Raw genomic sequence first — 24,002 nt, forward strand, 5'->3', positions numbered from 1 at the left:
AAAATGTTACGTGCAAAGATACGAATATGTATGCTTTCAGCATTATTCAATTTTTTTAATGCCAAAGCCAAGCGGGGCTAGTATTTCACCTTTTTCATATAAGTTTATATGTATGCGTTTGGGTTCTTTAAGCCCTTCCCACTTTACTTCATAAATATCCAGTATTCCTGCACCCATATCATTTCTTTTAGAAGGGAAAGGGCAGCAGCTTTCAATTTTATTGTATATTAATTTTTGACCCTGTGGCCCGGTTAGTGCGCCAAAGTATCTGTCAACATTCACTTCAGAGCTTTTTAAAGACAGGAATCCAAGATTTACAGGATAATCGGGGTCATAACCATATTTATCGCTGTTACTTATCTCTGTAATAATAAAAGTCCTTTCTTTTGAAAGTGCAGGCATATTTGCATTATTATCAATATTCTTAATAGTATTCCTTGTACTTATGCAGGATGCTGCTATTATAAGCATAAAGCATGCTAAAACTATTTTTCTCATGACTGTATTTATTCCTCAAAGTTAGCAAATAATTATATGTATATGTAGTGCCAACTTTTTAAGCCATTTTACCAATAGCAACATTCAGAATGTTATTTTTGTAAAAAATAAAACAAATATGTATAGTTTTTATGGTACCTGGCCCTGGTATATATCCGGCTTTATTATTGGGCTGGTAATGCTGCTTTTAATTTACTTCGGTAAAACTTTTGGTATGTCTTCCAATCTCCGCACTATGTGTTCTGTGCTTGGAGCAGGCAAAAACTGTGATTTTTTTCGGTTTGACTGGAAATCACAACGCTGGAACCTTGTTGTGGTACTTGGTGCTATGATTGGTGGCTGGATTGCGGTTAACTACCTGAGTGACGGCAGCGGAGTAAATATCAGCACACAAACTATAACCGAATTACAGGAAATGAAAATTGATGCTCCTGAAGGTAAACTGTTACCCGAAACACTTGCAGGTGCTGAGGCTATTCAATCACCAAAAATCATAGCAATTTTACTATTAGGCGGGTTATTGGTTGGATTTGGCACACGCTACGCAGGCGGATGCACTTCCGGGCATGCCATAACAGGGCTAAGTAATTTACAGTTGCCCTCATTAATAGCCGTTGTCGGTTTTTTTATTGGCGGTTTAATAATGTCATGGCTGGTACTGCCATTAATTTTTAATTAAAAAGAAATGAAGTTTATAAAGTTTTTATTTACAGGCATACTTTTCGGTGTTGTACTAACAAAATCAGAGGCTGTGTCCTGGTACAGGATATATGAAATGTTTCATTTTCAGTCATTCCATATGTATGGTATAATTGGTGTTGCTGTTATTACAGGTGTTATAGGCATACAGTTTATTAAAAGGCGTAAATTAAAAGATATTGCAGGCGCTGCCATTACTATTCCCGATAAAGAAAAAGGCTTTACCAACTATTTAATAGGGGGACTGATTTTCGGTTTAGGCTGGGGGCTTGTAGGCACTTGCCCTGGGCCGATTTTTATATTAATAGGGGCAGGGTACTGGGCTATTGCACTTGTATTTATAGGGGCTTTGGCAGGTACTTATTTATATGGTTTAATAAAGGATAAACTACCACACAAATAGCCTTTATACTTAAATGTTAAAATATTTTAGTTTTTAACTTGATAAAGTTAATTAATTTATAATACTTCCTGTTTAAGTTTTTATTAAGATACCTAATAGTAATTTTGTTCAAAACCTTTAACAAAAAAGTAATATGAAACAAATTAAACATTTAAGTATCTCATTTTTAGCGTTATTTCTTGTTTTGGCTTCTTGCAGCAGCGATGATGATAATAATGTGGTAGAGGACAGGCAGGATTTTACAATAGACAGAGATTTGGTAGGAAAGTGGGAGCTTGTAAGCAGGACAACTATGATTGATTATCAGGTTCAAAGTACTGAACAGATAAACCCCGAAAACGGATGCAGCAGCAGAGATTACATAGAATTTACAGCACCTAACGTTTATGAATCAATGACGTATATGATGGATGGTGATGATGTTTGTCAAGGTACTGTAGTTAATGGTATCTGGTCGCAAAATGATTCCGCATTAACTGTAACCGAAGGTGGAAATGCTTATACTTACAGGATTTACAGGCTTAGTGAAAGTACATTGAATATTGGTAATGATACAAGGCTGGATGATGGAAGATTATCTTCAGAATTTTATACTTACCGATTGGTAAAATAATTTTATACAACTATATAGTATTAAAAAGGATGCCCATAAGCGGCATCCTTTTTTTTAACTAAACTAACTTAACAAATGAAAACTATTTACTTGAATAAACTTTTATGTAATCAATTATAAATTTCTGGGGAAAGATAGAATCATCAACATCCGGCCCGCCAAAATTACCTCCAACCGCAACATTTAATATAAAATAAAAAGGTTGGTTAAACGGCCATACATCACTATTTTTATCTGAAGGTTTGAAAGTATAAACTGATTGACCATCAACAAAAAATTCTATTTTTTCTTCTGTCCAGTCAATAGCATAAGTGTGAAATCCTTCCTCAATATTTTCAAACCTTGTTTTTTTGGTATTTATGGTATTGCCGTGGCTATCCTGTGTATGTAATGATGTAAAAACCATATCAGGCTCTTTGCCTACATATTCAAGTATGTCAATTTCCCCTGCTTTAGGCCATCCAACCTGTTTAATATTACTGCCCAGCATCCAGAAAGCAGGCCATATACCTTTACCGACAGGTATCTTAGCCCGTGCTTCAATATAGCCATACTTAAATTCTTTTTTGCCGGCGGTGGTTATGCGCGTAGAGGTATAAATATTACCCTCTTTATTTACATTAATAATTAAAAAGCCATTTTCAACACTGTGGTTATTTTTGGTGTATATCTGGCGTTCGTTATTACCCCATCCGCATATATTGGGGCAGCCATCTCCCAACTCAAAATTCCATACTTTTTCATCCAGCTTTTTGTCGTTAAAGTTTTCCTCCCAAATCAACTCCCTTTTATTTTCCTGGGCTGAAAGAGTGATAGATGCCAGTAATGTGATTATTAAATATCTCATTTATAATTAATTTATTTGGTATAATTAAAGCCTGATTCCAATGTCTTGTCAGAACTTCCTCCTACAAAGACTTTAAATTCCCCCGCTTCAGCCTCCCATATATTATTTGCAGTATAAAATTCTATACTCTTTTCGTTTATTGTAAAAGATATTGTTTCTGTTTCTCCAGGTTTAAGTTCGGCAACTTCAAATCCTTTAAGCTCTTTTACAGGACGTGTTACAGAAGCTGTTAAATCGCGTATATATAGCTGAACAACCTCCCGTCCACTTATTTTACCCGTATTCTTAACATCTACAGAAACTGTTATGCTTCCTCCTTTGCCAAAACTGTTTTTGTTAAGTTTCAGGTTAGAATACTGAAATGTTGTATAGCTCAAGCCATATCCAAAAGGGTATAGCGGGGTATTTTCAACATCTGTGTAATGCGACCAGAAAACGCTTTCGGGCTCATTGCTTTCCGGCCTCCCTGTATTTTTGTGGTTATAATATAAAGGCAACTGGCCAACAGTCCTTGGAAATGACATGGGCAACTTACCACCGGGATTATAATCGCCATATAAAACCTGTGCAATGGCGTTACCGCTTTGTATACCCAGATGCCAGGCCTCTATAATGGCGGGAATGTTTTTTGCTGCCCACGGTATAACCAGGGGCCTGCCATTGGTAAGCACTAAAACAACATTAGGATTCGCCTTATAAACTGTTTCTAAAAGTTCCTGTTGTACCCCGGGTAAACCAAGTTCGCTACGGCTGCGCCCTTCACCACTTTGTAGTCCGTGCTCGCCTAAAACCATGATGACAATATCCGCATTTTCAGCAGCTTTTACGGCTTCATTAAAACCACTTTTATCGGTAGTGTTAATTTTTGTTTCAGATACAAAAACAGTTTTGCCTACAGTTACATCAGCACCTTTGGCATAAACAAGCTCGTTCCCTTTATATTGTTTAAGTCCCTCCATAACCGAAACGGCTGTATTATCATCTGCACCAATACGCCAGCTTCCCAATGGGCTGGTTTTATCATTGGCCAGTGCGCCTATAACAGCAATTTTTTTACCCTGTTTTGCAAGTGGCAGTATATTGTTTTCATTTTTTAGGAGTACTATCGATTTTTTTGCCATATCAAGTACACCATCATGAAATTCCTTTTTTCCCGTAATTGCTTTTTCGCGGGCTTCGTCGCAGTATTTGTAAGGATTATCAAATAAGCCTAAAAGGAATTTCACTTTAAGTATGCGGCGCACAGCATCATCAATAACTTCCTCTTTTACTTTTCCTTCTTTTACAAGTTCGGCAAGATGCTGAACGTAACCGTATGACTCCATATCCATATCAGATCCTGCGTTTGCTGCATGCATAGCGGCTTCCTTTAAATCTTTTGCATAACCGTGCGGTATCATTTCCGCAAGCGACCCCCAATCAGATACTACGAAGCCTTTAAAGTTCCATTCTCCTTTTAATATATCCCTTTGCAGGTAATGGTTGCCTGTGGCAGGTATTCCCTCAAGTTCATTAAAAGAATTCATAAAAGTTAATGCACCGGCTTCCTCTGCTGCCTTAAATGGAGGCAATATAATATTGTGCAGTGTATTGTTGCTTATGTCTACCGTATTATAATCACGGCCCGATTCAGAAAAACCGTATCCTGCAAAATGCTTTATGCAGGCTGCCAGGTTAAATTCTGTTAAGTTGCCCTGAAAACCTTTTACACGTGCAATGGCTATCTGGCTGCCAAGGTAAGGGTCTTCACCGGAACCTTCCATAACCCGCCCCCAGCGTGCATCACGGGTAACATCAACCATTGGCGCAAAAGTCCAGTTAAGTCCTGCAGCTGCGGCTTCGGCAGCAGCAATTTCAGCCGACTTTTTTATGGCTTCCATGTCCCAGCTTGCAGCTTCTGCCAATGGTATGGGGCTAACGGTTTTGTAACCGTGTACCACATCAAAGCCAAAAAGCAGTGGTATGCCCAGCCTTGTTTCTTCAACCGCAATTTTTTGCAGGGCCTTTACATCTTTCACGCCCCTTACATTAAGCATGGCACCCACAAGGCCTTTTTTAATATGGTCATATTTCTGGGCTGCAAGCCCCCCTGTGGGAGCAGGGCCTGTAAAGTCCCAAAAACCGTTGTACTGGTTCATTTGCCCTACTTTTTCTTCGAGTCTCATTAGTGCAAGCACCGAATCTACTTTCCGGTCAATAGGTAATTTCTCAGTATCAGTATATAATTTCTTTTTATCCTGCCTGGCAGCGGTACAGCCCAACACTGTTACCACAACTACTGCCAAAACAGTTGTTTGTATAGTAAATTTCATTAGTTGCAATATAAATCAACAGTAGGGGAGGCGTTATGCCGCCCCTGACTGTTGAAATAGAGTGAATTAAAATAGATGTGAATTAATTATTCCTGGTAAACCCTTATATAATCAACCTCCATGGTAGATTGTGTAAAGCCCGGGGCTATCTCCCCGCCAAAGTTGCCACCCATAGCAACGTTAAGTATCAGGAAAAAGTCGTGGTTAAATACAGTTGAAGGACTATTATCAAATGTATGGTACATATTGCCATCTACAAAAAACCTTATCTTGGTGGGGCTCCATATTACAGAATACACATGGAAAGCTTCCGCAAAATCGGGCACATTAGTAGAGTTGGTATTTGCATTACCTCCGGAATTTCCAGGATAATGCAGCGTGCCATGTATTTCTCCCGGCGAATTGCCCACATGCTCCATAATATCAATTTCACCACATGCCGGCCATTCATTGGTTTCAAAGTTAGAACCCAGCATCCATAATGCAGGCCAGGTACCACTGCCTGAAGGCAGTTTAGCCCTTATCTCTACTTTGCCATAAGTAAAAAAGTATTTTTCGTGTGTCATCATCCTGGCCGAAGTATATTCCATACCTCCAAAATTTTCTGCTTTAGCTGTAATTTTTAAAATTCCGTTATCAACAACGGCGTTTTCAGCCCTGTAATATTGTTTTTCATTATTACCCCAGCCATTTTCGCCCGTGCCTGTTTCCATTGTCCATTTCGATGGATCTGGTGCGCCATCTGTATCAAATTCTTCCTGCCATACAAGGTTGGAGTAATCAGGCTCATTATCGCCGCCCTGCTGGTCAACAGGTACGGTTGTAAAGGTATGGTACCATGCATTGGCAGGATTGTTAGCCTGTACTGCCCTTACTTTCATTTCGGTAGCGGTTATAGATAGTATCTCATATTCTGTAGCACCTATATAATATCCCATAAATCCGCCATCTGAAAATATCATTGATGTTCCTGTAGATACCGAAGGAACTACAACAGAGTTTGCAGGGGCAAGGGTAACGGTCTTTTCACCGGATGTATCATAAGGCAGGCAAAAATCTTCTGTCTGGCTTCCACCGGCAACGCCCACATAGCTTACATTGAAGAAAGTACTACCGCCGTTATCAAGCGTATATTTAATTGCATCGCCTTCCTGGCTAAAGGTAAGCACGTTATTATACAGGCAGCTACTGTTAGGCGATCCGGCCTTTTCAAAAGCGCCTGCTGTGTACCAAACGGTTGAAGCATTTTCAGCAGGGTTGTCATTATTTGGCCCCAGGCCAAGATGCCCTGCCGCGGAGGCTTTCCAATACCATACTTTTGTACTTCCACCAGTTAAAAGTTCTAAAGTTTCAGGATCTGAAAAGTCACTGAAAACGGTTACTTCAAGTGTAGTGCTGGTTGAAACGCCACCTGTACCGTAGGCAATGGCAGTAACGGTATAAGTATTTATACCGTTTTGTGTAAATTGTTTTGTAACAGTGCCCTGTGGTGCATTAAGCGATGACTGGTCGCTAAAGGTAAATTTATAGGTTAGGGCATTATCCGCCGTAGCCTTAAAATTTACTTTACCCGATCCGTCTCCAAATTCATTGGCTCCACCATCAGCCCCCACTATTTCATAAGTTACCTCAAGGTTTGTGGGTGCTGTGATGTTTCCAAACGTAACATCGTCTTCCTGGCAGCTTATTGCAAATAAGAACAGCGCCAGTAAAAGCCCTAAATTTTTTATTGTTTTTTTCATAGCTTTAATTTGATAGTTGAACATCATCAAAATAATAGGTAGCTCCTGTACCGGCTACATTAAAATCAAAGAATACAACAAGTTTCTGATAATTGTTCGCGTTATTTATTCCCGTAAAATCAAAAGTAAGTTCCTCCCATTGGTTGGCTGTTGTTGTGGTAACAGGCACTTCAACATTTATACCTGCATCATTCAGGTTTTCAAATTTCATTAATACTGTTATCCCTGCCTGTGGCGACCACACTTTCATTTTTACTTTTTGCTGGGAAGAAAAATCAACAGGAGCTTCCAGCGGTATTACAACACCGGCATATACTTCAGCACCGGCAGTTTTTACAACCTGGCACACGTTGGCACTGGTATTAATGCCTTCCTGGTGCGGGTTGGTTACTTTATCTCCATATGCACCGCCAAATTCATCTACAATGTAATTAACAGATGCATACTCAAAAGTAAGCGGCAGCGTTAATGATTCAGGTGCGGGGACAAGTGCAATGTCATCAAAATAATAGGTTTCGCCTGCACCGCTTGTATTCAGGTTAAAGAAAATAACCAGCCTGCCATATTCCTGAGAAAAATCAGTACCGGAAAAATCAAAGTATATATATTCCCACTGGTTTGCAACAGTTGTAAGCACCTCTACCTCATGGTTAATATCTGAATTGGCCAGGTTTTCAATTTTTAAGGTTACCGGTATTCCTGCCTGTGGCGACCATACTTTCATCCTGAAATGATTGAATTCTGAAAAATCAATTATTTCATCAAGTGCAATAGATGTACCTGCCCATACCTGAGACCCGGCAGTCCTTAGCTGGCTTCCTACTTTTGCACTGGTATTGATCCCCCCCGATGCGGGATTGTCTATAACTGTAGTGTAGGCACCGCCAAAATCGCCAAATTCATAGTTTAAGGTGGAATTTTCAAAAGTAATAGGCAGTAACAGCGGATTGGTAATTGTTACTTCTTCGGTATAAACAGTTGTAGCTGCACCGCCGCTAAATGCTGTAACAGTTACAGTATATGTACCTATAGAACCGTAGGTATGCCTTATTACCTGGCCTTCATTAAACTGTACAGGCTCCTGTGCAGGGTCTTCACCATACGTAACCTCAAAAAAGGCTTCATAATCTGCAGATGCTTCTACATCTATAGAAAAGGCATCACCGGTAACCGGTATTATATCTACACTCAGGTTTTCCGGCGCAATAAATGATACTGTAAGTTCATGGTTGTATTCGGCAGTATCGCCATTAAGGTTGTAACCTACAACTTTTACATTATATATCCCTTCGGCATAGGTATGCATTGCCCTGCCGCCCGGCCTTACTTCGCCCGGCTCTTCGGTGCCGTCTCCAAAATAAACCTCATATTTTGTTACTGCCTGCCCGCTGGGGGTAATAGTTACCACACCAGTATTATCCTGTGTGATAGTAAACAAGGCAGAAATATCTGATGGTGCAGCCGACCCTGTAAGCGAATCCAGGCTGCTTTCGTCTTCAGAACAGCCTAATAGTAAAGCTGCAAAAACGAACGTAATTATATATTTTAATCTTTTCATATCTGGATTTTTTTTAATTGATGTAATTAGGATTTTGCTTCCAGTTATTGTTAGAGAATTGTATTTCTTCTATCGGTATAGGGAACAATTCATTTTTATTGGCGGTAAACCCGGGTATTTTAGCAGCTGCCTGCCCAGTCCTTACCAAATCGAAAAAACGATGCCCTTCACCTAAAAGCTCTTTCCTGCGCTCCTCCAAAATTATATTGGTAAGTTCAGGCCCGCTTTCAACAGTTATGTTATGGCTTGTATTGCCATAAGCCCTTTCAATAACCATATTAAGGTAAAGCCTAGCCTTTGAGGCATCGCTGTAGCTATAGGCCTCAGCAGCCATAAGCATAACATCAGCCAGCCTTATTGCCCTGTAATTGTTGGGGTTGGTAAGGTTAAGGTCGCCTTGCGCCCCAGAACTGCGCTTTCTTGGAATGTATTTACGGTTAAAATAACCGGTATCTTTATAATAAGGGTCGTAGGTAGCACTGGTTTGTGCGCCCCATTCTTGCATATCCAGTATGGTTACAGCCCTTCTTTGGTCGCCTGGCTGGTATATCTCAGCAGCCTCTTCTGTAGGGAGGTTAAAGCTGAAACCTGAACTGAACAGAGGGCCATCATAACTTCTTGGGCCGCTGAAACCTACTGCAACATTACCTTCGCTGCATTGCAAACACTCAAACCCTGCACCTTCAACATCAGTATATTGTATTTCAAAAACTGATTCAGGGCCGTTTTCCCCGATTTCCTCAAATAGATTGCTATATTTTGTAGCCGGGTCAGTATTAGAGTTTTTAGTAAGTGCATAAAGCGGACTGTTAATTACATTTTCCAGCATTGGCCCTGCAAGGTTAAACTTCTCCTGGTACAGGTACACTTTACCTAAAAGTGCCTGTGCAGCCCCTTTTGTAGCCCTTCCTGTTTGTGGGGCACTCGGCGAAAGGTCTTCAATGGCCAATAAAAGGTCATTTTCTATAGACTCATAAACTTCCTCCGGGGTAGAACGCGGTATTACAAGTTCATCGCCAAGCTGAAAGCGCGCATCGCCTTTTAAAGGTATCCCGCCAAACCATTTAACAAGTTCAAAATGGTAATAAGCGCGTAGAAAGCGTGCTTCGGCAATAATCTGTGCCTTGCCTTCAAAATCTGTCTTATCTTTAAACTCCAGGATGTAGCTGGCACGGTTAACCCCTGCAAACATCCAGTTCCAAATTTTTCTTATTTCCTCATTTACCGGTGTATGGGTCATTTCATCAACCTGCTGCCAGCCGATAACATCGGTAGCCCTTTCGCCACCGGAAACAGTATTGTCTGAAGCAATTTCACCCAGTATCACATTTACATAAGTAGATTGCAGTATGTCATAAGCACCAATAAGTGCCTTATGGTATTCCTCTTCTGAATTGAAATAGTTGTCAGATCCTATAGAATAAGGCGGCTCTTGCGGTACATAGTCATCGCCACAGGAAACAAGCCCTGTTGTAATGATGCCGAAAGCCAGTATAGCTGTAATTATTTTTCTTTTCATTTTTTAGAAATTTAAGTTTAAACCAAGCATGTAAGTCCTTGGGACAGGGTAAAAGCCATAGTCAATGCCCGAAGAAAGCGGAGCACCGCTCGAGGCCCCAGGGTCATAACCTTTATATTTAGTGAAAGTGTAAAGGTTATTAACGCCTACATAAAGCCTTAATTGGGTTATATACGCTTTTTTAGTAAAATCAGGATTAAAGGTATAACCTAATTGAACGTTTTGTATCCTGAAGTAGGAAGCGTCTTCCACAAAGTAATCAGAAAATACATTGTTTGCAGTAGCACCTGTAGTTACCCTCGGTATGCTGTTGCTGGTACCTTCGCCATGCCATCTGCCTAATGTATAGTTCATACGGTTTACGTCGTTTAACGTCCTCTCATAATTGCGAACCATGTCATTTCCTATAGAGGCAAACCCATAAGCAACAAAATCAAAGCCTTTATAATCAAACTGAAGGTTTATACCCATAGTTGCATTAGGTATAGGATCACCAATTTCAGTACGGTCATCCGGCGTTATTTCACCATCGCCATTAACGTCAACAAACCTTAAATCTCCCGGCTGTGCTGCTGCGCCCACTTCAGTTTGTGAAGGATGTGCGTTAACTTCATCCATATTCTGGAAAATGCCTGCTGTTTTATAACCATAAAAGTAACCCATCGGGTGTCCTTCCTGCATCCTTGTAGGCTGCAGTTGCCCAACGCCAAAAGCACCACCGGCATAAAAACCTGTACCATTGTTAACCTCTGTAACCTCATTATGAAGGAAAGTTACATTGTAAGAGGCCCTGAAATTAAAATCTTCACCTATCCTGTCATTATAGCTTAATGCCAGTTCAAGACCTTTATTAACCACAGTACCTGCATTTATAGTAGGGTTCTGGCCGCCCGGCCCATAAGTTCCTATAATACCGGATATTGGAATATTTGGTATTAAAAGGTCGGCACGTGTATCAATAAAGTAATCAGCATTAAGCTCTACTTTGTCGTTTAAAATCCTTAAATCAACACCAACATCAAATTTGCGGGCTTCTTCCCACCTTACATCCTTGTTTGGCAAAGTTCCTATTGCTACACCGTTTACTAACTGGTTATCCAGCACATATGTAGCTTCGCCATTTAGCTGTCCCAGATATAAATAAGAACCTATAAGGTCATTACCCAGCACACCGTAACTGGCCCTTAACTTGGCAAAGCTAACCGCTTTTGACTGGCCAAAGAAAGCTTCGTCCGAAACTACCCAGCCTCCCGTTACTGAAGGGAAATAGGCTACCCTGTTTGCAGGGCCAAACCTTGTAGAGGAATCACGCCTCAGCATACCGGAAAGCAGGTATTTACCCTTATAATCGTATTGTATCCGGGCAAAGTAGGACAATCTTCTTTCATCATAATCGTAACTGCTTACCGGTTTAGCCTCACTAATGCCGTTAGCCAGTGATATATCTGCAAAATCCCATGAGTTATTAGGTACATCAAAACCCGTGGCAGTAACATTTTGTCCCCAAGTCCTGTAGGCTGTTGTACCTATGGTTGCTGTAAAATTATGCGCTTCATTAAGCGATTTTTTATAAGTAATAAAACCATCAAATGTGTATTCATTATCATTGGTGGCACTTTCGGTAACGCTGCTTCTCTGTGTATCAAACACCTTACCGCCGTATGAAATCTGTTTATTAAACACTTTTGAGTTATAATTAGATGTGTTTACACCTATACGGCCTGTAACCGTTAGTCCTGCAATAGGCTCATAATCCAACCCGAAAGTACCGTTTAATTTCCTGAAGTTAAATCCGTTATAAGTATTGGCTATTTGTGCCAGCGGGTTTATAATTTCATTACCCAGGTTGCTGCCCGGCATAGAGGCACTACCGGTTGGTAATACAGTAAAATCGCCATTATCATCATAAGGACTGTATATTGCCGGCGTACTGATAGCATTAAATAATACCGAGCCCAATGCGTTTTCGCTTATAGTCCTCCTGTTGGTAGAAGTATAAATAAAGTTGGTATTCATTTTAAGGTTGCTGTATAAATCGGCATTAAGCCCTATACGCGCGGTACTACGTTGAAAATCGGACTTGTTGCTGCCAACTATACCGTCCTGCTCCAGGTGAGAGCCACTTATAATATAGCTGATTTTTTCACCACCACCAGAAATTGTAAAGTCATGGTTGGTTATAGGTGCACCTTTTTCAAATACTTCATCCTGCCAGTCAGTTCCCTTACCCAAGCCGCTAACATCCGGAAAAGGAATGGCCTGCCCGCCATTTGCGTAACTTTCATTAAGCAACAGGGCATACTCTGTAGCATTTAGCAGGGGAAGCTTTCTTGTGGTTTCCTGGAAACCCATATAAGTATTATAGGCAAAAGATGTTTTTGTATTTCTTTTTCCCTGTTTGGTGGTAACAAGGATAACACCGTTACCTGCCCTTGTACCATATATTGCTGCCTGTGCATCTTTAAGTACAGTTATACTTTCCACATCATTAAAGTTAAGGTCGCTTAAACTGCCAATATAACCATCAATAATAACTAACGGGCTGCTGTCTCCGTTTGTGGCTATACCCCTTATCCTTATATCAAGCCCCGCACCCGGCGAGCCTGATTGTGTGGTTACATTTACACCTGATACTGTTCCCTGTAAAGCCTGCTCTACTTTTACAGGCCTTAAATTTTGTAAAGTTTCACTATTTACTACACTTACCGCACCCGTTACTTCTCTCCTGCGTTGTGTACCGTAGCCTATAACTACAACTTCATCCAGCGTTTGTGCATTTTCCTGTAATGAAATTGTAATGTTTTCGTTAGCCGTTACTGTACGTTCCTGATTGTTAAACCCGATAAAACTAAATACCAGTGTTGAGCCTGAAGGTACCGAAATGGAAAAATTACCATCTATATCGGTAACTGTGCCTAACGAAGAATTTTTTACAGCCACATTTACACCCGGCATAGGCAAGCCGGTGGCTGCTTCATTTACCATACCTGTAATTTCAACTTCCTGCGCGAAGCAAAAGGCTGAAAGAAAGATGAAGGTAATTAAGAATAGTTTTGACTTCATATAAAATTGTTTTTTGTGATAATCTAAAATTAAGAGGTCTTTTTTTACATTAAATAAAAATAGCCTTTACAAAAAATATACATTCCTTATTTTTTTAAGCCAATTCAGTTTACTTTTGTTCAACAGCCAGTGTTAACAGTTATTTAAGAGAAATAACAAGGGTGTTAAAATATTTACGAAAACCTTGTAAATACAGTGAATGTTGAGGTGATGTTGAGGTGAATTACCTTTTTGATGAGGTGATTTTATATGGATAAAATGTATTCAACAAGGCCGCTTTCATGCGGTAAATCCATTTTTTTGCGCAAACGATATCGTTTTATTTCTACACTGCGGACTGAAATATTCAGCAGGGGAGCAATTTCTTTTGAAGATAAATTAAGCCGTAAGTAGGCACACAATCTTAAATCATTTGGAGTTAAGGAAGGGTGTGCATTTTTAACTTTTTTGAGGAAATCTTTATCAGCATTATTAAATGCTTCTTTAAACATATCCCAAGTATCATCCTCATTAATATTTTTATTAATGGTTGTAATAACTGATTTTATGCTCCTGTCAGTATTTTCATTATTCTTTTTCAAGTCGTCCTTAATCATGGAAAGTAATTCATTCTTCTTTATAAGATTCATTGTAGAAACTGCCAGTTCCCTATTTTTATTTTCAAATTCCTGCTGCAGTTTTTCATTTTTAATCTTCATCAGTTCCTGCTCATTTTCCAGCTCTTTTATTTCCAGCAGCCTATTGTTTTCCTCAATTAATTTTTCTTCCTGTTTTTTATAATGCTGCTTGTAAGCCCTGTTTATAAAGTAAGCAGCTATAAGAGCCAGTATAAAATATATTATTACAGCTGTGTTAGTAGCATACCACGGCTTGAGTATAGTAAAGGTATATTGTACTGTATTTAAGGATAAAGAATCACCTATTTTAGCGCGAACTTTAAAAGTGTAATCGCCCGGCGGTAAATTTTTAAAGTTGATAAAAGGCTTACTGCTCCATTCGCTCCATTCGTCCTGCATGCCCTTTAACAGATACTGAAATTCTGCATTTACATATTTGTTGTATTCCGGGACTGTATAAGAAAACGTTAAGTTATTTTCCCGGTATTTAAAACTGCTGCTGCCTGATAGCGGCTGTAGAATAGTATTTTGGTTTAATTGGTTTGTAGCAACACCGGTTACTGTTATATTGTAATCATTAAAATTCAATTCACTGTTGTCCATTATATAATAGCCGTCTGTAGTGCCTATTAAATAAGTGTTGGCAGTAATCTGGGTTATATTTTCATACCCAAGCATGGAGTTGGTTAATGATGAGGGTATGGGAATAATATTATGTTTTAATTCAGGATTAAGTTTTCCCGATGAAAAATAATTTATATAGTTTTTTGTAAAAAACCATAACCTACCTGATTTATCTGTAGTAAGTTTTCCCGATGTATATTCATCCTTTACAAATGCTTTTGATAATTCTTCCTCTTTTGTAAATAGTTTGGTTTTACTGTCAAGTTTGAAAAAGCCATCTTTAGAAGCATAATAAATTGTACCGTTAAATTTGCCAAGGCTGGCATTTTTACCTTTGGCCGGGCTATTATAAGCAGCCCATTCCAGCGCTTTACGGAAACCTGTATCAGGCTTTACCCTGAATATACCTTTATATTCGTGGCTTATGTAGATAGTATTATCATCTGCAATTTCAAAATAGCGGCTGGAATAGTCAAAACCTTTTATTTTATTGCGGAATTTCCAGTTTCCATTCTTTTTTTCCAATACAGATAATCCATAATAATTGCCCTGTATGAGCAGATTTGGTTCAGTTGGGTGCCTTTCAAATTTCCAGGTTCCTGAAGCTGAAAATATATGTGTTGCGCTGCTGCCATTAATTATATATGTACCTGAATCGTGCCCGCAAAAAATAGTACCATCATATTCATACAGCGACCAAACCTGCCCTTTAGTACCCGATACAAATTTAAATTCTTCATTAGAGTTATAGGTTTTATATAACAATCCCTGGTTCGTTCCTACATACAGTATATTATTGTGTAACATGGAGGTATAAACGGTACCTAAATAACCCGTATCATCCACAAAACTCCTTATAGCTGATTGCAGGTTTATACAGTTTATACCATTGTCAAGGCCAATCCATAAATTTTTATCATGGTCTTCAAATAAAGATAAAGCCGTGTTATTGCTTAACCCCTTATTCTGGGTAATATGATAACGTATTTTTCCCTCAGCCGATAAAATAAATACCCCGTTAGAAACCGTACCCAATGCCATGCTGCCATCATTTAACAGGCAACTGCTGTATATACTGCTCAATTTTAACTCGCTATCGGCTTCTGTTGGCCATTTGGTTACAGTGTTGTCATTTAATTCAAGCAACCCGTTAAACTGTGTTTGTATTAAAAGGCTTTCGCCTTTTTTATAAATATTCACAATTTTATTTTCTACCAGTAAAGGGCTGTTGTTTACAATTTTACTTTTACCATTTTCAATCTCAAAAAGACCTGTGCCAAAGGTTTGGTATAAAATAGAACTGCCTGCTATAAATACCTTGTTTACGCCTGTTTCAGGTTTAAGTATATTGAACTTTTCCGTTTTTGTATTGTAAACAAATATCTGGCTTAATGACTGAAATATAATCCACTGGTCATACTCTGCAATATTCCAAAACTGTTCATCATCAAGTATTTTATCCTTTATTTTACTGCTGATGGAGTAATATTTTAAAACCCCGTTTATATCACGTTCCCAATAGCCAAACTCCATATAGCAGCCGGTATATATACGTTCGCCTATAACTTTTACCGACCTTATAATTGTTTCATTAGGCGAAGGGTATAATGTCCACGCTGTGCCATTATATTCCAGCAAACCCTCATTGTTTGCAAAATAAAGGTACTGCAATGCATCTTGTGTTATCATCCAGTTTTGGTTGCCCGCACTGTAAGTCCCTGTGTTGAATTTAAGGATAGGGGGTAGTTCCTGCGAAATACAAAAGCAGTTTATAAATAAAAACAGTGAAATCAATTTTCTGTTCAAAGCGCTATAAAATTTATCAGGATACGAATATACAATATGTGTTTATTTATGTTACAGCAACAAAATCCTAATTTATAATATTCTGCACAATTTGTTATAAGTTGGCTATATATAAACTAAACAAAATTCCATCTCATCTGTTTTTTCTATTTTTGGATGTTTAACCATGTGATATTTAATTTAAGACAAAAAAGGTTTACGTCAAAAAAGCTGCTCTTTATGATATTAATTGTTGATGATATTAAACCTAACATTGTAGCACTTAAAAAAACACTTGAGATGCATGGATTGCAGGCAGATTCTGCCGACTCAGGTGAAGAAGCTTTAAAAAAAATACTTAAACAAAACTACTCCCTTATAATCCTTGATGTCCAGATGCCGGGTATGGACGGCTTTGAAGTAGCCGAAATACTGGCCGGTAGCAACAGGACAAAAGATATTCCGGTAATATTCCTTTCGGCTGTAAACAAGCAAAAGAAATTTATTTCAAAAGGTTATGAAACGGGAGGGGTTGATTATATAACCAAACCTGTAGACCCTGACCTGCTTATTTTAAAAGTAAAAACATTCCTTAAGCTTTCGGAGCAAAAAACCGAACTAAAGGCAATGAGGGATGTGCTCTCCAAAGAAGTTGAAATAAGGAAGGAGGCAGAAGAAAGCCTTGCGCGCCAAATGCAGGAGTTAAAGCAGGTGCTGCAATCATTACCGCAAATAGCATTTACTATAAATACTGAAGGCAATATTGAATATGTAAATGAGCATTGGTATAATTATTCCCACAGCCATGAAACTTTTCCTGAAATATACCCGGATGATTTCAAGGTATTTAAAAGGTGGGATTCGCACTTTAATGATGGCAGGGAGTTTACCTGCGAACTACGGATTAAAAATGTAAGTACCGGAACGTTTCATTACTTTATGCTTAAAATAGTCCCGGTAAAACATAATGGCGAAATTTCTAAATGGGTTGGCACATTTACAGATATTCACGAACAGAAGGCAGCACACGAACTGCTGGAAAGCAAGGTGGCAGAGCGCACACAGGAGTTAACTGCAAAAAATGAGGAACTGGAGCTTAGCAACCATGAGCTGCAGCAATTTTCGTGGGTGGTTTCGCACGATTTAAAGGAACCTATAAGGAAGATAGAGCTTTTTATTAAAATAATAAAAGAGAAATACCTTAAAGATGAAGATAAGGCTGTTGATTATGTGAACCGCACCATTAACTCTGCCGAAAGAATGCAAAGGCTGATAGCCGATTTGCTGGAATATTCGCGCCTTTCTTCAGATGTTGAGCATGCACCTACTAACCTTAATACAGTTGTTGATGAAGTACTGGTTGACTTTGATTACCTTATTGACCAGAAAAAGGCACAAATCAGTGTAAAGGACCTTCCGGTTATTAATGGTATTGGCAGCCAGTTGAGGCAGGTTTTTCAAAATCTTGTGGGTAATTCCCTTAAATTTTCTAAAAAGGATATTGCGCCCGCTATTGAGATATATTCAGAAAAAATTGCCGAAAAGGATTTTGAAAGCCCGCAGGATAGCAACGGTAAGTTTTGCAGGATAACAGTAAAGGATAACGGTATTGGCTTTGAAGAAAAATATCTTAATAAGATTTTCATTATATTTCAAAGCCTTAATGACAGGAAAGCTTATGAGGGCACTGGGATAGGGCTGGCAATAGCCAAAAAAATAATAGAAAAACACAATGGCCTTATAACCGCAAAAAGCAGTTTGGGCGAAGGCGCAAGCTTTATAATTATATTGCCGCTGGCATAAATAATAATAACCAATAATTAAACATGAACGGTCAGTTTAAAAAGAATTTAATGATAAGCTTTGGAATTTCCATGCTTATTTTAATAATCAGTTCGGCAGCTTCTTTTTTAAGTATCAGCAGCCTTTTAAAAAGTAACGGGCTGGTAAACCACACACAGGAAGTAATTTATAACCTTAATGAGGCTACATCGGTTATGGTTGATGCACAAACCGGTATGCGTGGTTTTTTAATTACCGGCAGGGAGGATATACTGGAACGGTATAAAGACTCTGAAAGCCGTACTGATTTATTCCTGGATAACCTGCGTAATTTTACTACAGATAATGCGGCACAGCAAAACAGCCTTAATGAACTTGAGCCTTTAAAAAACCACTTTTATGAATATCTGGATACTAAGATAAACGAAAAAAGAAAGGGCAAGGTAATACAGGTAGATGACCTTGACGAAGGCAGGGAAATAATGCAGCGCATACGCAGCATTATTAAAAGAATGGAAACAGAGGAGCAAAAACTGCTTAAGGAGCGAATGGAGGCATCGGACAGGTATGGCACATTCAGCTCCATATTTATTGTAGTGGCAGCTATTATAGCTTTGTTAATGAGCCTTTTCTTTTTCATGAGGATATTAAAGGATTATAATGAGCGTACAAAACTGCATAAGGAACTTGAAAGGAAAGATGAGGAAACAGCTGAAAGGATTAAAGTTATAAGTGCCATAGCGTCGCAAATAGCGCAGGGCGATTATGAAATAAGGGTAAATGACAGTGAAAGCGATGCACTTGGCAGTGTGGCAGGCTCATTAAACAATATGGCCAGGGCACTAAATAAATCTTTTACCTCGCTTTCGGAAAAAGAATGGCTTCAGGCTGGCATTGCCGACCTAAATAAGGTAATGATAGGGGAAAAAAGCATTGAAACACTTACCAGGGATATTGTACAATACCTGGCAGAGTTTACGGGAAGTAATGCGGGCGTGTTATACCTGCTGGAAGGGGATGTGCTTTACTCTGCAGCGGGCTACAGCTATGTGGCTGACAGCAGGCGGGAAAGAATAGCAATAGGCGAGGGGTTGACCGGTCAGGCTGCGGCATCAGATAAAATAATGGAATTAAAAGCCATTGAAGAAGCGGATATAACAGTTTCTTATGCTTTAGGTGAGGCCAGGCCACGGCATGTTGTTGCCCTTCCGCTAAGCGATGATAAGCTGGTGGGGGTTGTAGAACTGGCTATTATAGGAGAGTTTACACAAAAAGATATAGAGTTTTTAGATGCGGTATCAGATAATATAGCTATTGCTATAAAAGCTGCACAAAACAGGAAGCGTGTACAGGAATTACTGGAGGAAACACAGGCACAGTCAGAAGAGTTAAGGATTCAGCATACAGAGCTGGAAAGCATGAATGCGGAACTGGAAGCACAGACATCCAAACTGCAGGCATCAGAAGAAGAATTAAGAGTACAGCAGGAGGAATTGCAGCAAACCAATGAAGAGCTTGCGGAAAGGAGTACACTGCTGGAAGAGCGTAACCTGGAAATCCAGAAAAAATCTGAAGACCTTGAGATGAGTACACGCTACAAATCAGAGTTTTTAGCTAATATGTCGCACGAATTAAGGACTCCGCTTAATTCAATTTTGCTTCTCAGCAGGCTGCTTGCAGAAAATAATGAAAAAAATATGTCTGACGAGCAGGTGGAATTTGCCAAGGTAATTCAAAGTTCAGGCAACGGTTTGTTAGGCCTCATAGATGAGATACTTGACCTGTCTAAAATTGAAGCGGGCAAAATGGAGGTTGAGTTTATGGATATTTCCGTCAGGGAAATTACAGGCAGTCTTTCTAACCTGTTTAAGGAAGTAGCTAAAGAAAAAGGGATTGAATTTAATATAGTTGCAGATGAAGCACCTCTTGTAGTTAAAACCGACAGGATGAGGCTGGAACAGATACTTAAGAATTTAATTTCCAATGCAATTAAATTCACTTCGCAGGGAGCTGTAACACTTGAAATTAAGAAGAACAGCCAAAATAGTAAACTGGTTTCCTTTTCAGTTAAGGATACCGGCATAGGTATTCCGCGTGAAAAGCAGCCTTTGGTTTTTGAAGCATTCCAGCAGGCTGACGGTTCTACCAAGCGCAAGTACGGTGGCACAGGGCTTGGGCTGTCTATAAGCAGGGAACTGGCGAAACTGCTTGGAGGGGAAATTACACTTCAAAGTGAAATTAATAAAGGAAGTGAATTTACATTAACTATACCTGTACTTGGCAGCCCTATGGCACAGGTTAGTATAAGTAAAGAAAAGCCACAACTTAATGCAGATTCGGTTGTGCCTGTTGCACAAGCAGAAGAAAAGCCCGGCAGGAAGTATATAAGCCCAGTTATTCCTGAAGATATCCCTGATGACAGGGAGGCTATATCAGATGGCGATAAAGTAATATTGATTGTGGAAGATGATACTAACTTTGCCAAAACACTTCTTGACTTTACACACAAGCGGGGCTATAAAGGGGTAGTGTCGGTACGGGGTGACCATGCCCTTAACCTTGCAATGGCATACAGGCCTATAGGTGTACTTCTGGATATAGAACTGCCTGTTAAAAGCGGGTGGGAAGTTATGGAAGAATTAAAGGCTAATGCGCTTACAAAGCACATTCCTGTACATATTATGTCGTCGCACAAGTTAAAACAGGAAAGCCTGCTTAAAGGTGCGGTTAACTTTTTAGACAAGCCTGTTGCTTATGAACAGATTCCTGAAGTATTTAAAAGGATTGAACATATTGTAAACAGGGACTCCCAAAAAGTGCTTATTATTGAAGATAACCCTCAGCATGCAAAAGCACTGGCATTTTTCCTGGAAACAAACAATATAAATTCTGAAATTAAAAGTGAAGTTGCCCAGGGTGTTGATGCGCTTAAACGTACCAATGTGGATTGTGTTATACTTGATATGGGTATACCTGACAAACAGGCATATGATATTCTTGAAAATGTAAAAGGGAATCCGGGGCTTGAAAATCTTCCCGTAATAGTGTTTACAGGTAAAAGCCTGTCAATGAAAGAAGAGTTGAAAATTAAAAAGTATGCAGATTCAATTGTAGTTAAAACAGCGCATTCCTACCAAAGGATGCTGGATGAGGTTTCGCTGTTCCTGCATTTGGTAGAGCAGAATAAAGAGGAAGGCAAAAAGGAAAAGAAATTTAATATCCTTAACAATATACTCAACAATAAAACTGTTTTGGTGGTTGATGATGATGTTAGGAATATTTATTCGCTTACAAAAGCCCTTGAAATTTTAAAAATGAATGTGCTTACTGCCATTGATGGTAAAGAAGCATTAAAGGTGCTGGAAGAAAACCCGCAGGTGGATATTGTTTTGCTTGATATGATGATGCCTAATATGGATGGCTATGAAACAGCGGCACGCATACGTGAAAATAATAAGCTAAAAAAACTGCCTATTATTGCCGTTACAGCGAAAGCAATGACAGGCGACAGGGAAAAATGTATTAACGCAGGGGCATCTGATTACATTACAAAACCTGTGGATGTTGACCAGTTGCTTTCACTGCTTAGGGTTTGGCTTTATGATAAACAATAATCACAGGTAAAAAATATAATGAAAAATAAAGTACTGATAATAGATGATGATGCACGTAATATATTTGCATTAAGCGCAACACTGCGGGCAAAATCCTATAACTGTATTTCCTGTTCAAGTGCTGATGAGGCATTAGGGCTTTTAAAAGGGGATGAGCCTGTAGATTTTATACTTATAGATATGATGATGCCGGATATGGATGGGTATGAGGCAATACCACTCATAAAAAAAATACCGCACCGCAGGTTTACTCCTGTAATATCGGTAACGGCGCAGGCCATGGTGGGCGACAGGGATAAATGCATTGAAGCGGGGGCAGATGGTTATATATCTAAACCGGTTGATGTGGACAAACTTTTACATTTATTAAATACACTATAATGGTTTATGATTAATGACAGAGAGCTGGAGTTGTTGATTAATGATGTATTTGAATATTACGGATACGATTTTAGCGGTTATGCCCGTGCATCTTTTAAAAGGCGGGTAGACAGGCTGTACAATCTTGATGGGTTTAAGCATTTCAGTGATTTCCTTTATAAGGTAAAAACCGATTCGCAGTATTTTAACCGTATGGTTGAGGAAATAACGGTAAATGTAACCGAGATGTTCCGCGATCCTTTGTTCTATAAATATTTACGTGCCGAAGTACTGCCTGTTTTAGCTACCAAACCTTTTATAAGGGTATGGCATGCCGGGTGCTCAACCGGGGAGGAAGTGTATTCTATGGCTATACTTTTAAAAGAAGCTAACCTGCTGCACAAGTCATTAATATATGCTACCGATTTAAATCCGGTTGTACTCAATATGGCTAAAAAGGGAGTTTTCCCCATGAGGATGATGAAGCAATATTCTGAAAACTATATTGCATCTGGCGGCACAAAAGATTTTTCCCAATATTATACTGCAAATTATGATGTGGCAAAATTTGCAGAGGAACTATCTGAAAAAATGGTTTTTTCCCAGCACAATCTTGTTTCCGACAGGTCTTTTAATGAGTTTGACCTTATTTTGTGCCGAAACGTTTTAATATATTTTGATAAGGATTTACAGGAAAAGGCGCTGGAACTTTTTGACGACAGCCTTGCCGGCCTGGGTTATTTGGCTCTTGGCACAAAAGAAACCATAAAATTTTCTTCAGTGCAAAATAAGTTTGAGCAAATGGGGAGGGAAAAAATATGGAAAAAGGTAAAATAGTTTCCGGTTGTAAAGTAGTAATAATTGGAGGTTCGGCAGGTAGCCTGGAGGTGCTGCTAAAAATAATACCCAAAATTAATTCTGCTTCATTCGCTATTGTAATTATAATGCACAGGCAAAGTACAGAAGATACAATGTTGGAAGATTTATTTGCAATGAAATCTATACTTCCTGTAAAAGAGGTAGAAGATAAAACCATACTTGAGCCCGGCTGCATCTATATAGCCCCTTCAGATTATCACCTTTTATTTGAAAATAACAGCACCTTATCTCTGGACAGGTCAGAAAAAGTGAATTACAGCAGGCCAAGCATAGATGTTTCTTTTGAGTCGGCTGCAGATGTTTATGGCCAGCATCTTGTGGGTGTTTTACTATCAGGAGCTAATTCTGATGGTACCGCCGGGCTTAAAGCCATAAAAAATGCAGGTGGAATTACAGTTGTGCAGAAACCTGAAACTGCTGAGATGGAATTTATGCCACACAATGCTATTATAAATGTTCCCGTAAATTATATTCTTGATGTCGAAAACTTATTCAGGTTTATATGTGTGATAAATAGTTAGTGCACACTTATACGAAAAATTTTACTAAATATAGGTTAAATTTTATAACATCAGTTGCGGCTTTCTTAATTTATTTTGTTTCATAATCTTAAATATGGGAGGAATAAAATGAGTTTTGATTATAAGAAACTTGAAAAAGAACTTGAATCAGCATGCAGTATTTTACAAAAAGAGTTTCAAACAAAATTTGACAGTAACAGGCATATATCTGTGCGCGGAGCCCAGCTAGAAGCCTTTATTGAGGAGCTGCAGAAGAAATTTGAAAATACGGCAGATGCTTTTTTACAACATCATGCACTGGAAAAAGATATTGAAGCAAGAAAAAAAGTGCTTACTATAGTAAAGCTGTATGCAAAAAAATGTATTGAAGAATATAGCAAAGTAGAATAATACCAAGTTGTATTAAATTAATTTAAATCTATCTTTAAAAAATTAATATACCTAAAATATACATTTTCAATGTTTTACTTTAAACAATGATTTTTTTAACAAAAAAAAACCATAAATAAATTTGGAAAAGCGGTAAAAGGTTCTACTTTTGCACCCGCATTGAAGGCGATGCAGGG

The 24,002-nt window shown here is 38.8% G+C and carries 17 protein-coding genes; 9 read left to right on the top strand and 8 right to left on the bottom strand.

Features of this window, described 5'->3' with window-relative positions:
* Positions 1-42: 42 nt before the first annotated feature.
* Positions 43-498, bottom strand: coding sequence for a 2-dehydro-3-deoxyphosphooctonate aldolase (locus GSF09_RS02505; RefSeq protein WP_159799355.1), 456 nt, complete (start codon positions 496-498; stop codon positions 43-45).
* A 118-nt stretch (positions 499-616) separates the two neighbouring features.
* On the opposite strand from GSF09_RS02505, the gene GSF09_RS02510 reads away from it, so the two are divergent.
* The 3 genes from GSF09_RS02510 (at position 617) to GSF09_RS02520 (ending at position 2,213) form a co-directional block, all read left to right on the top strand.
* On the top strand, positions 617-1,177 hold the full coding sequence (locus tag GSF09_RS02510) for a YeeE/YedE family protein (RefSeq protein ID WP_159799356.1): 561 nt from the start codon (positions 617-619) through the stop codon (positions 1,175-1,177).
* 6 nt (positions 1,178-1,183) lie between these two features.
* Complete coding sequence (locus tag GSF09_RS02515) at positions 1,184-1,600, top strand: DUF6691 family protein (protein WP_159799357.1); 417 nt, start codon at positions 1,184-1,186, stop codon at positions 1,598-1,600.
* 133 nt (positions 1,601-1,733) lie between these two features.
* Positions 1,734-2,213 (top strand): lipocalin family protein, encoded by a 480-nt coding sequence (locus GSF09_RS02520; protein WP_159799358.1) that lies wholly within the window; start codon positions 1,734-1,736, stop codon positions 2,211-2,213.
* 82 nt (positions 2,214-2,295) lie between these two features.
* On the opposite strand, the gene GSF09_RS02525 is transcribed toward GSF09_RS02520, so the two are convergent.
* From GSF09_RS02525 to GSF09_RS02555, 7 genes are all read right to left on the bottom strand, one after another.
* Positions 2,296-3,060, bottom strand: coding sequence for a family 16 glycosylhydrolase (locus GSF09_RS02525; RefSeq protein WP_159799359.1), 765 nt, complete (start codon positions 3,058-3,060; stop codon positions 2,296-2,298).
* A gap of 11 nt (positions 3,061-3,071) precedes the next feature.
* Positions 3,072-5,372, bottom strand: a complete 2,301-nt coding sequence (gene bglX / locus GSF09_RS02530) for a beta-glucosidase BglX (RefSeq protein ID WP_159799360.1) — start codon at positions 5,370-5,372, stop codon at positions 3,072-3,074.
* Between the two features lie 86 nt (positions 5,373-5,458).
* Complete coding sequence (locus GSF09_RS02535; RefSeq protein ID WP_159799361.1) at positions 5,459-7,114, bottom strand: family 16 glycosylhydrolase; 1,656 nt, start codon at positions 7,112-7,114, stop codon at positions 5,459-5,461.
* Positions 7,115-7,118: 4 nt separating this feature from the next.
* Complete coding sequence (locus tag GSF09_RS02540; protein ID WP_159799362.1) at positions 7,119-8,672, bottom strand: PKD domain-containing protein; 1,554 nt, start codon at positions 8,670-8,672, stop codon at positions 7,119-7,121.
* 13 nt (positions 8,673-8,685) lie between these two features.
* On the bottom strand, positions 8,686-10,191 hold the full coding sequence (locus GSF09_RS02545) for a RagB/SusD family nutrient uptake outer membrane protein (protein ID WP_159799363.1): 1,506 nt from the start codon (positions 10,189-10,191) through the stop codon (positions 8,686-8,688).
* Positions 10,192-10,194: 3 nt separating this feature from the next.
* Positions 10,195-13,254, bottom strand: a complete 3,060-nt coding sequence (locus tag GSF09_RS02550) for a TonB-dependent receptor (RefSeq protein ID WP_159799364.1) — start codon at positions 13,252-13,254, stop codon at positions 10,195-10,197.
* Positions 13,255-13,499: 245 nt separating this feature from the next.
* Positions 13,500-16,184, bottom strand: a complete 2,685-nt coding sequence (locus GSF09_RS02555; RefSeq protein ID WP_159799365.1) for a triple tyrosine motif-containing protein — start codon at positions 16,182-16,184, stop codon at positions 13,500-13,502.
* 336 nt (positions 16,185-16,520) lie between these two features.
* Here GSF09_RS02555 and GSF09_RS02560 point away from each other — a divergent pair, with 336 nt between their 5' ends.
* The 6 genes from GSF09_RS02560 (at position 16,521) to GSF09_RS02585 (ending at position 23,826) form a co-directional block, all read left to right on the top strand.
* Positions 16,521-18,083: a response regulator gene (locus tag GSF09_RS02560; RefSeq protein ID WP_159799366.1), complete on the top strand. Its 1,563-nt coding sequence runs from the start codon at positions 16,521-16,523 to the stop codon at positions 18,081-18,083.
* Positions 18,084-18,106: 23 nt separating this feature from the next.
* A complete protein-coding gene (locus GSF09_RS02565) occupies positions 18,107-21,676 on the top strand; it encodes a response regulator (RefSeq protein WP_159799367.1) in 3,570 nt (1,189 codons plus the stop codon).
* An 18-nt stretch (positions 21,677-21,694) separates the two neighbouring features.
* Positions 21,695-22,057: a response regulator gene (locus GSF09_RS02570; RefSeq protein ID WP_370515968.1), complete on the top strand. Its 363-nt coding sequence runs from the start codon at positions 21,695-21,697 to the stop codon at positions 22,055-22,057.
* A gap of 6 nt (positions 22,058-22,063) precedes the next feature.
* On the top strand, positions 22,064-22,873 hold the full coding sequence (locus GSF09_RS02575; protein ID WP_159799368.1) for a protein-glutamate O-methyltransferase CheR: 810 nt from the start codon (positions 22,064-22,066) through the stop codon (positions 22,871-22,873).
* Positions 22,855-23,436 carry a chemotaxis protein CheB gene (locus tag GSF09_RS02580; protein WP_159799369.1) on the top strand — a complete coding sequence of 194 codons (582 nt, stop codon included), beginning with the start codon at positions 22,855-22,857 and terminating at the stop codon, positions 23,434-23,436. Before GSF09_RS02575 ends, GSF09_RS02580 begins: the two co-directional genes overlap by 19 nt.
* A gap of 108 nt (positions 23,437-23,544) precedes the next feature.
* Positions 23,545-23,826 (top strand): hypothetical protein, encoded by a 282-nt coding sequence (locus GSF09_RS02585; protein WP_159799370.1) that lies wholly within the window; start codon positions 23,545-23,547, stop codon positions 23,824-23,826.
* Positions 23,827-24,002 lie beyond the last annotated feature (176 nt).

The sequence above is a fragment of the Flavobacterium sp. MK4S-17 genome (assembly GCF_009848495.1).
Lineage (GTDB): Bacteria > Bacteroidota > Bacteroidia > Flavobacteriales > Flavobacteriaceae > Flavobacterium.

What these genes read in the sequence shown, in the direction of transcription:
- GSF09_RS02550 (WP_159799364.1), bottom strand. Translation starts at nt 13,254, where the DNA reads ATGAAGTCAAAACTATTCTTAATTACCTTCATCTTTCTTTCAGCCTTT.
- GSF09_RS02515 (WP_159799357.1), top strand. Translation starts at nt 1,184, where the DNA reads ATGAAGTTTATAAAGTTTTTATTTACAGGCATACTTTTCGGTGTTGTA.
- GSF09_RS02505 (WP_159799355.1), bottom strand. Translation starts at nt 498, where the DNA reads ATGAGAAAAATAGTTTTAGCATGCTTTATGCTTATAATAGCAGCATCC.
- GSF09_RS02580 (WP_159799369.1), top strand. Translation starts at nt 22,855, where the DNA reads ATGGAAAAAGGTAAAATAGTTTCCGGTTGTAAAGTAGTAATAATTGGA.
- bglX (WP_159799360.1), bottom strand. Translation starts at nt 5,372, where the DNA reads ATGAAATTTACTATACAAACAACTGTTTTGGCAGTAGTTGTGGTAACA.
- GSF09_RS02525 (WP_159799359.1), bottom strand. Translation starts at nt 3,060, where the DNA reads ATGAGATATTTAATAATCACATTACTGGCATCTATCACTCTTTCAGCC.
- GSF09_RS02560 (WP_159799366.1), top strand. Translation starts at nt 16,521, where the DNA reads ATGATATTAATTGTTGATGATATTAAACCTAACATTGTAGCACTTAAA.
- GSF09_RS02565 (WP_159799367.1), top strand. Translation starts at nt 18,107, where the DNA reads ATGAACGGTCAGTTTAAAAAGAATTTAATGATAAGCTTTGGAATTTCC.
- GSF09_RS02510 (WP_159799356.1), top strand. Translation starts at nt 617, where the DNA reads ATGTATAGTTTTTATGGTACCTGGCCCTGGTATATATCCGGCTTTATT.
- GSF09_RS02535 (WP_159799361.1), bottom strand. Translation starts at nt 7,114, where the DNA reads ATGAAAAAAACAATAAAAAATTTAGGGCTTTTACTGGCGCTGTTCTTA.
- GSF09_RS02570 (WP_370515968.1), top strand. Translation starts at nt 21,695, where the DNA reads ATGAAAAATAAAGTACTGATAATAGATGATGATGCACGTAATATATTT.
- GSF09_RS02575 (WP_159799368.1), top strand. Translation starts at nt 22,064, where the DNA reads ATGATTAATGACAGAGAGCTGGAGTTGTTGATTAATGATGTATTTGAA.
- GSF09_RS02555 (WP_159799365.1), bottom strand. Translation starts at nt 16,184, where the DNA reads ATGATAACACAAGATGCATTGCAGTACCTTTATTTTGCAAACAATGAG.
- GSF09_RS02545 (WP_159799363.1), bottom strand. Translation starts at nt 10,191, where the DNA reads ATGAAAAGAAAAATAATTACAGCTATACTGGCTTTCGGCATCATTACA.
- GSF09_RS02520 (WP_159799358.1), top strand. Translation starts at nt 1,734, where the DNA reads ATGAAACAAATTAAACATTTAAGTATCTCATTTTTAGCGTTATTTCTT.
- GSF09_RS02585 (WP_159799370.1), top strand. Translation starts at nt 23,545, where the DNA reads ATGAGTTTTGATTATAAGAAACTTGAAAAAGAACTTGAATCAGCATGC.
- GSF09_RS02540 (WP_159799362.1), bottom strand. Translation starts at nt 8,672, where the DNA reads ATGAAAAGATTAAAATATATAATTACGTTCGTTTTTGCAGCTTTACTA.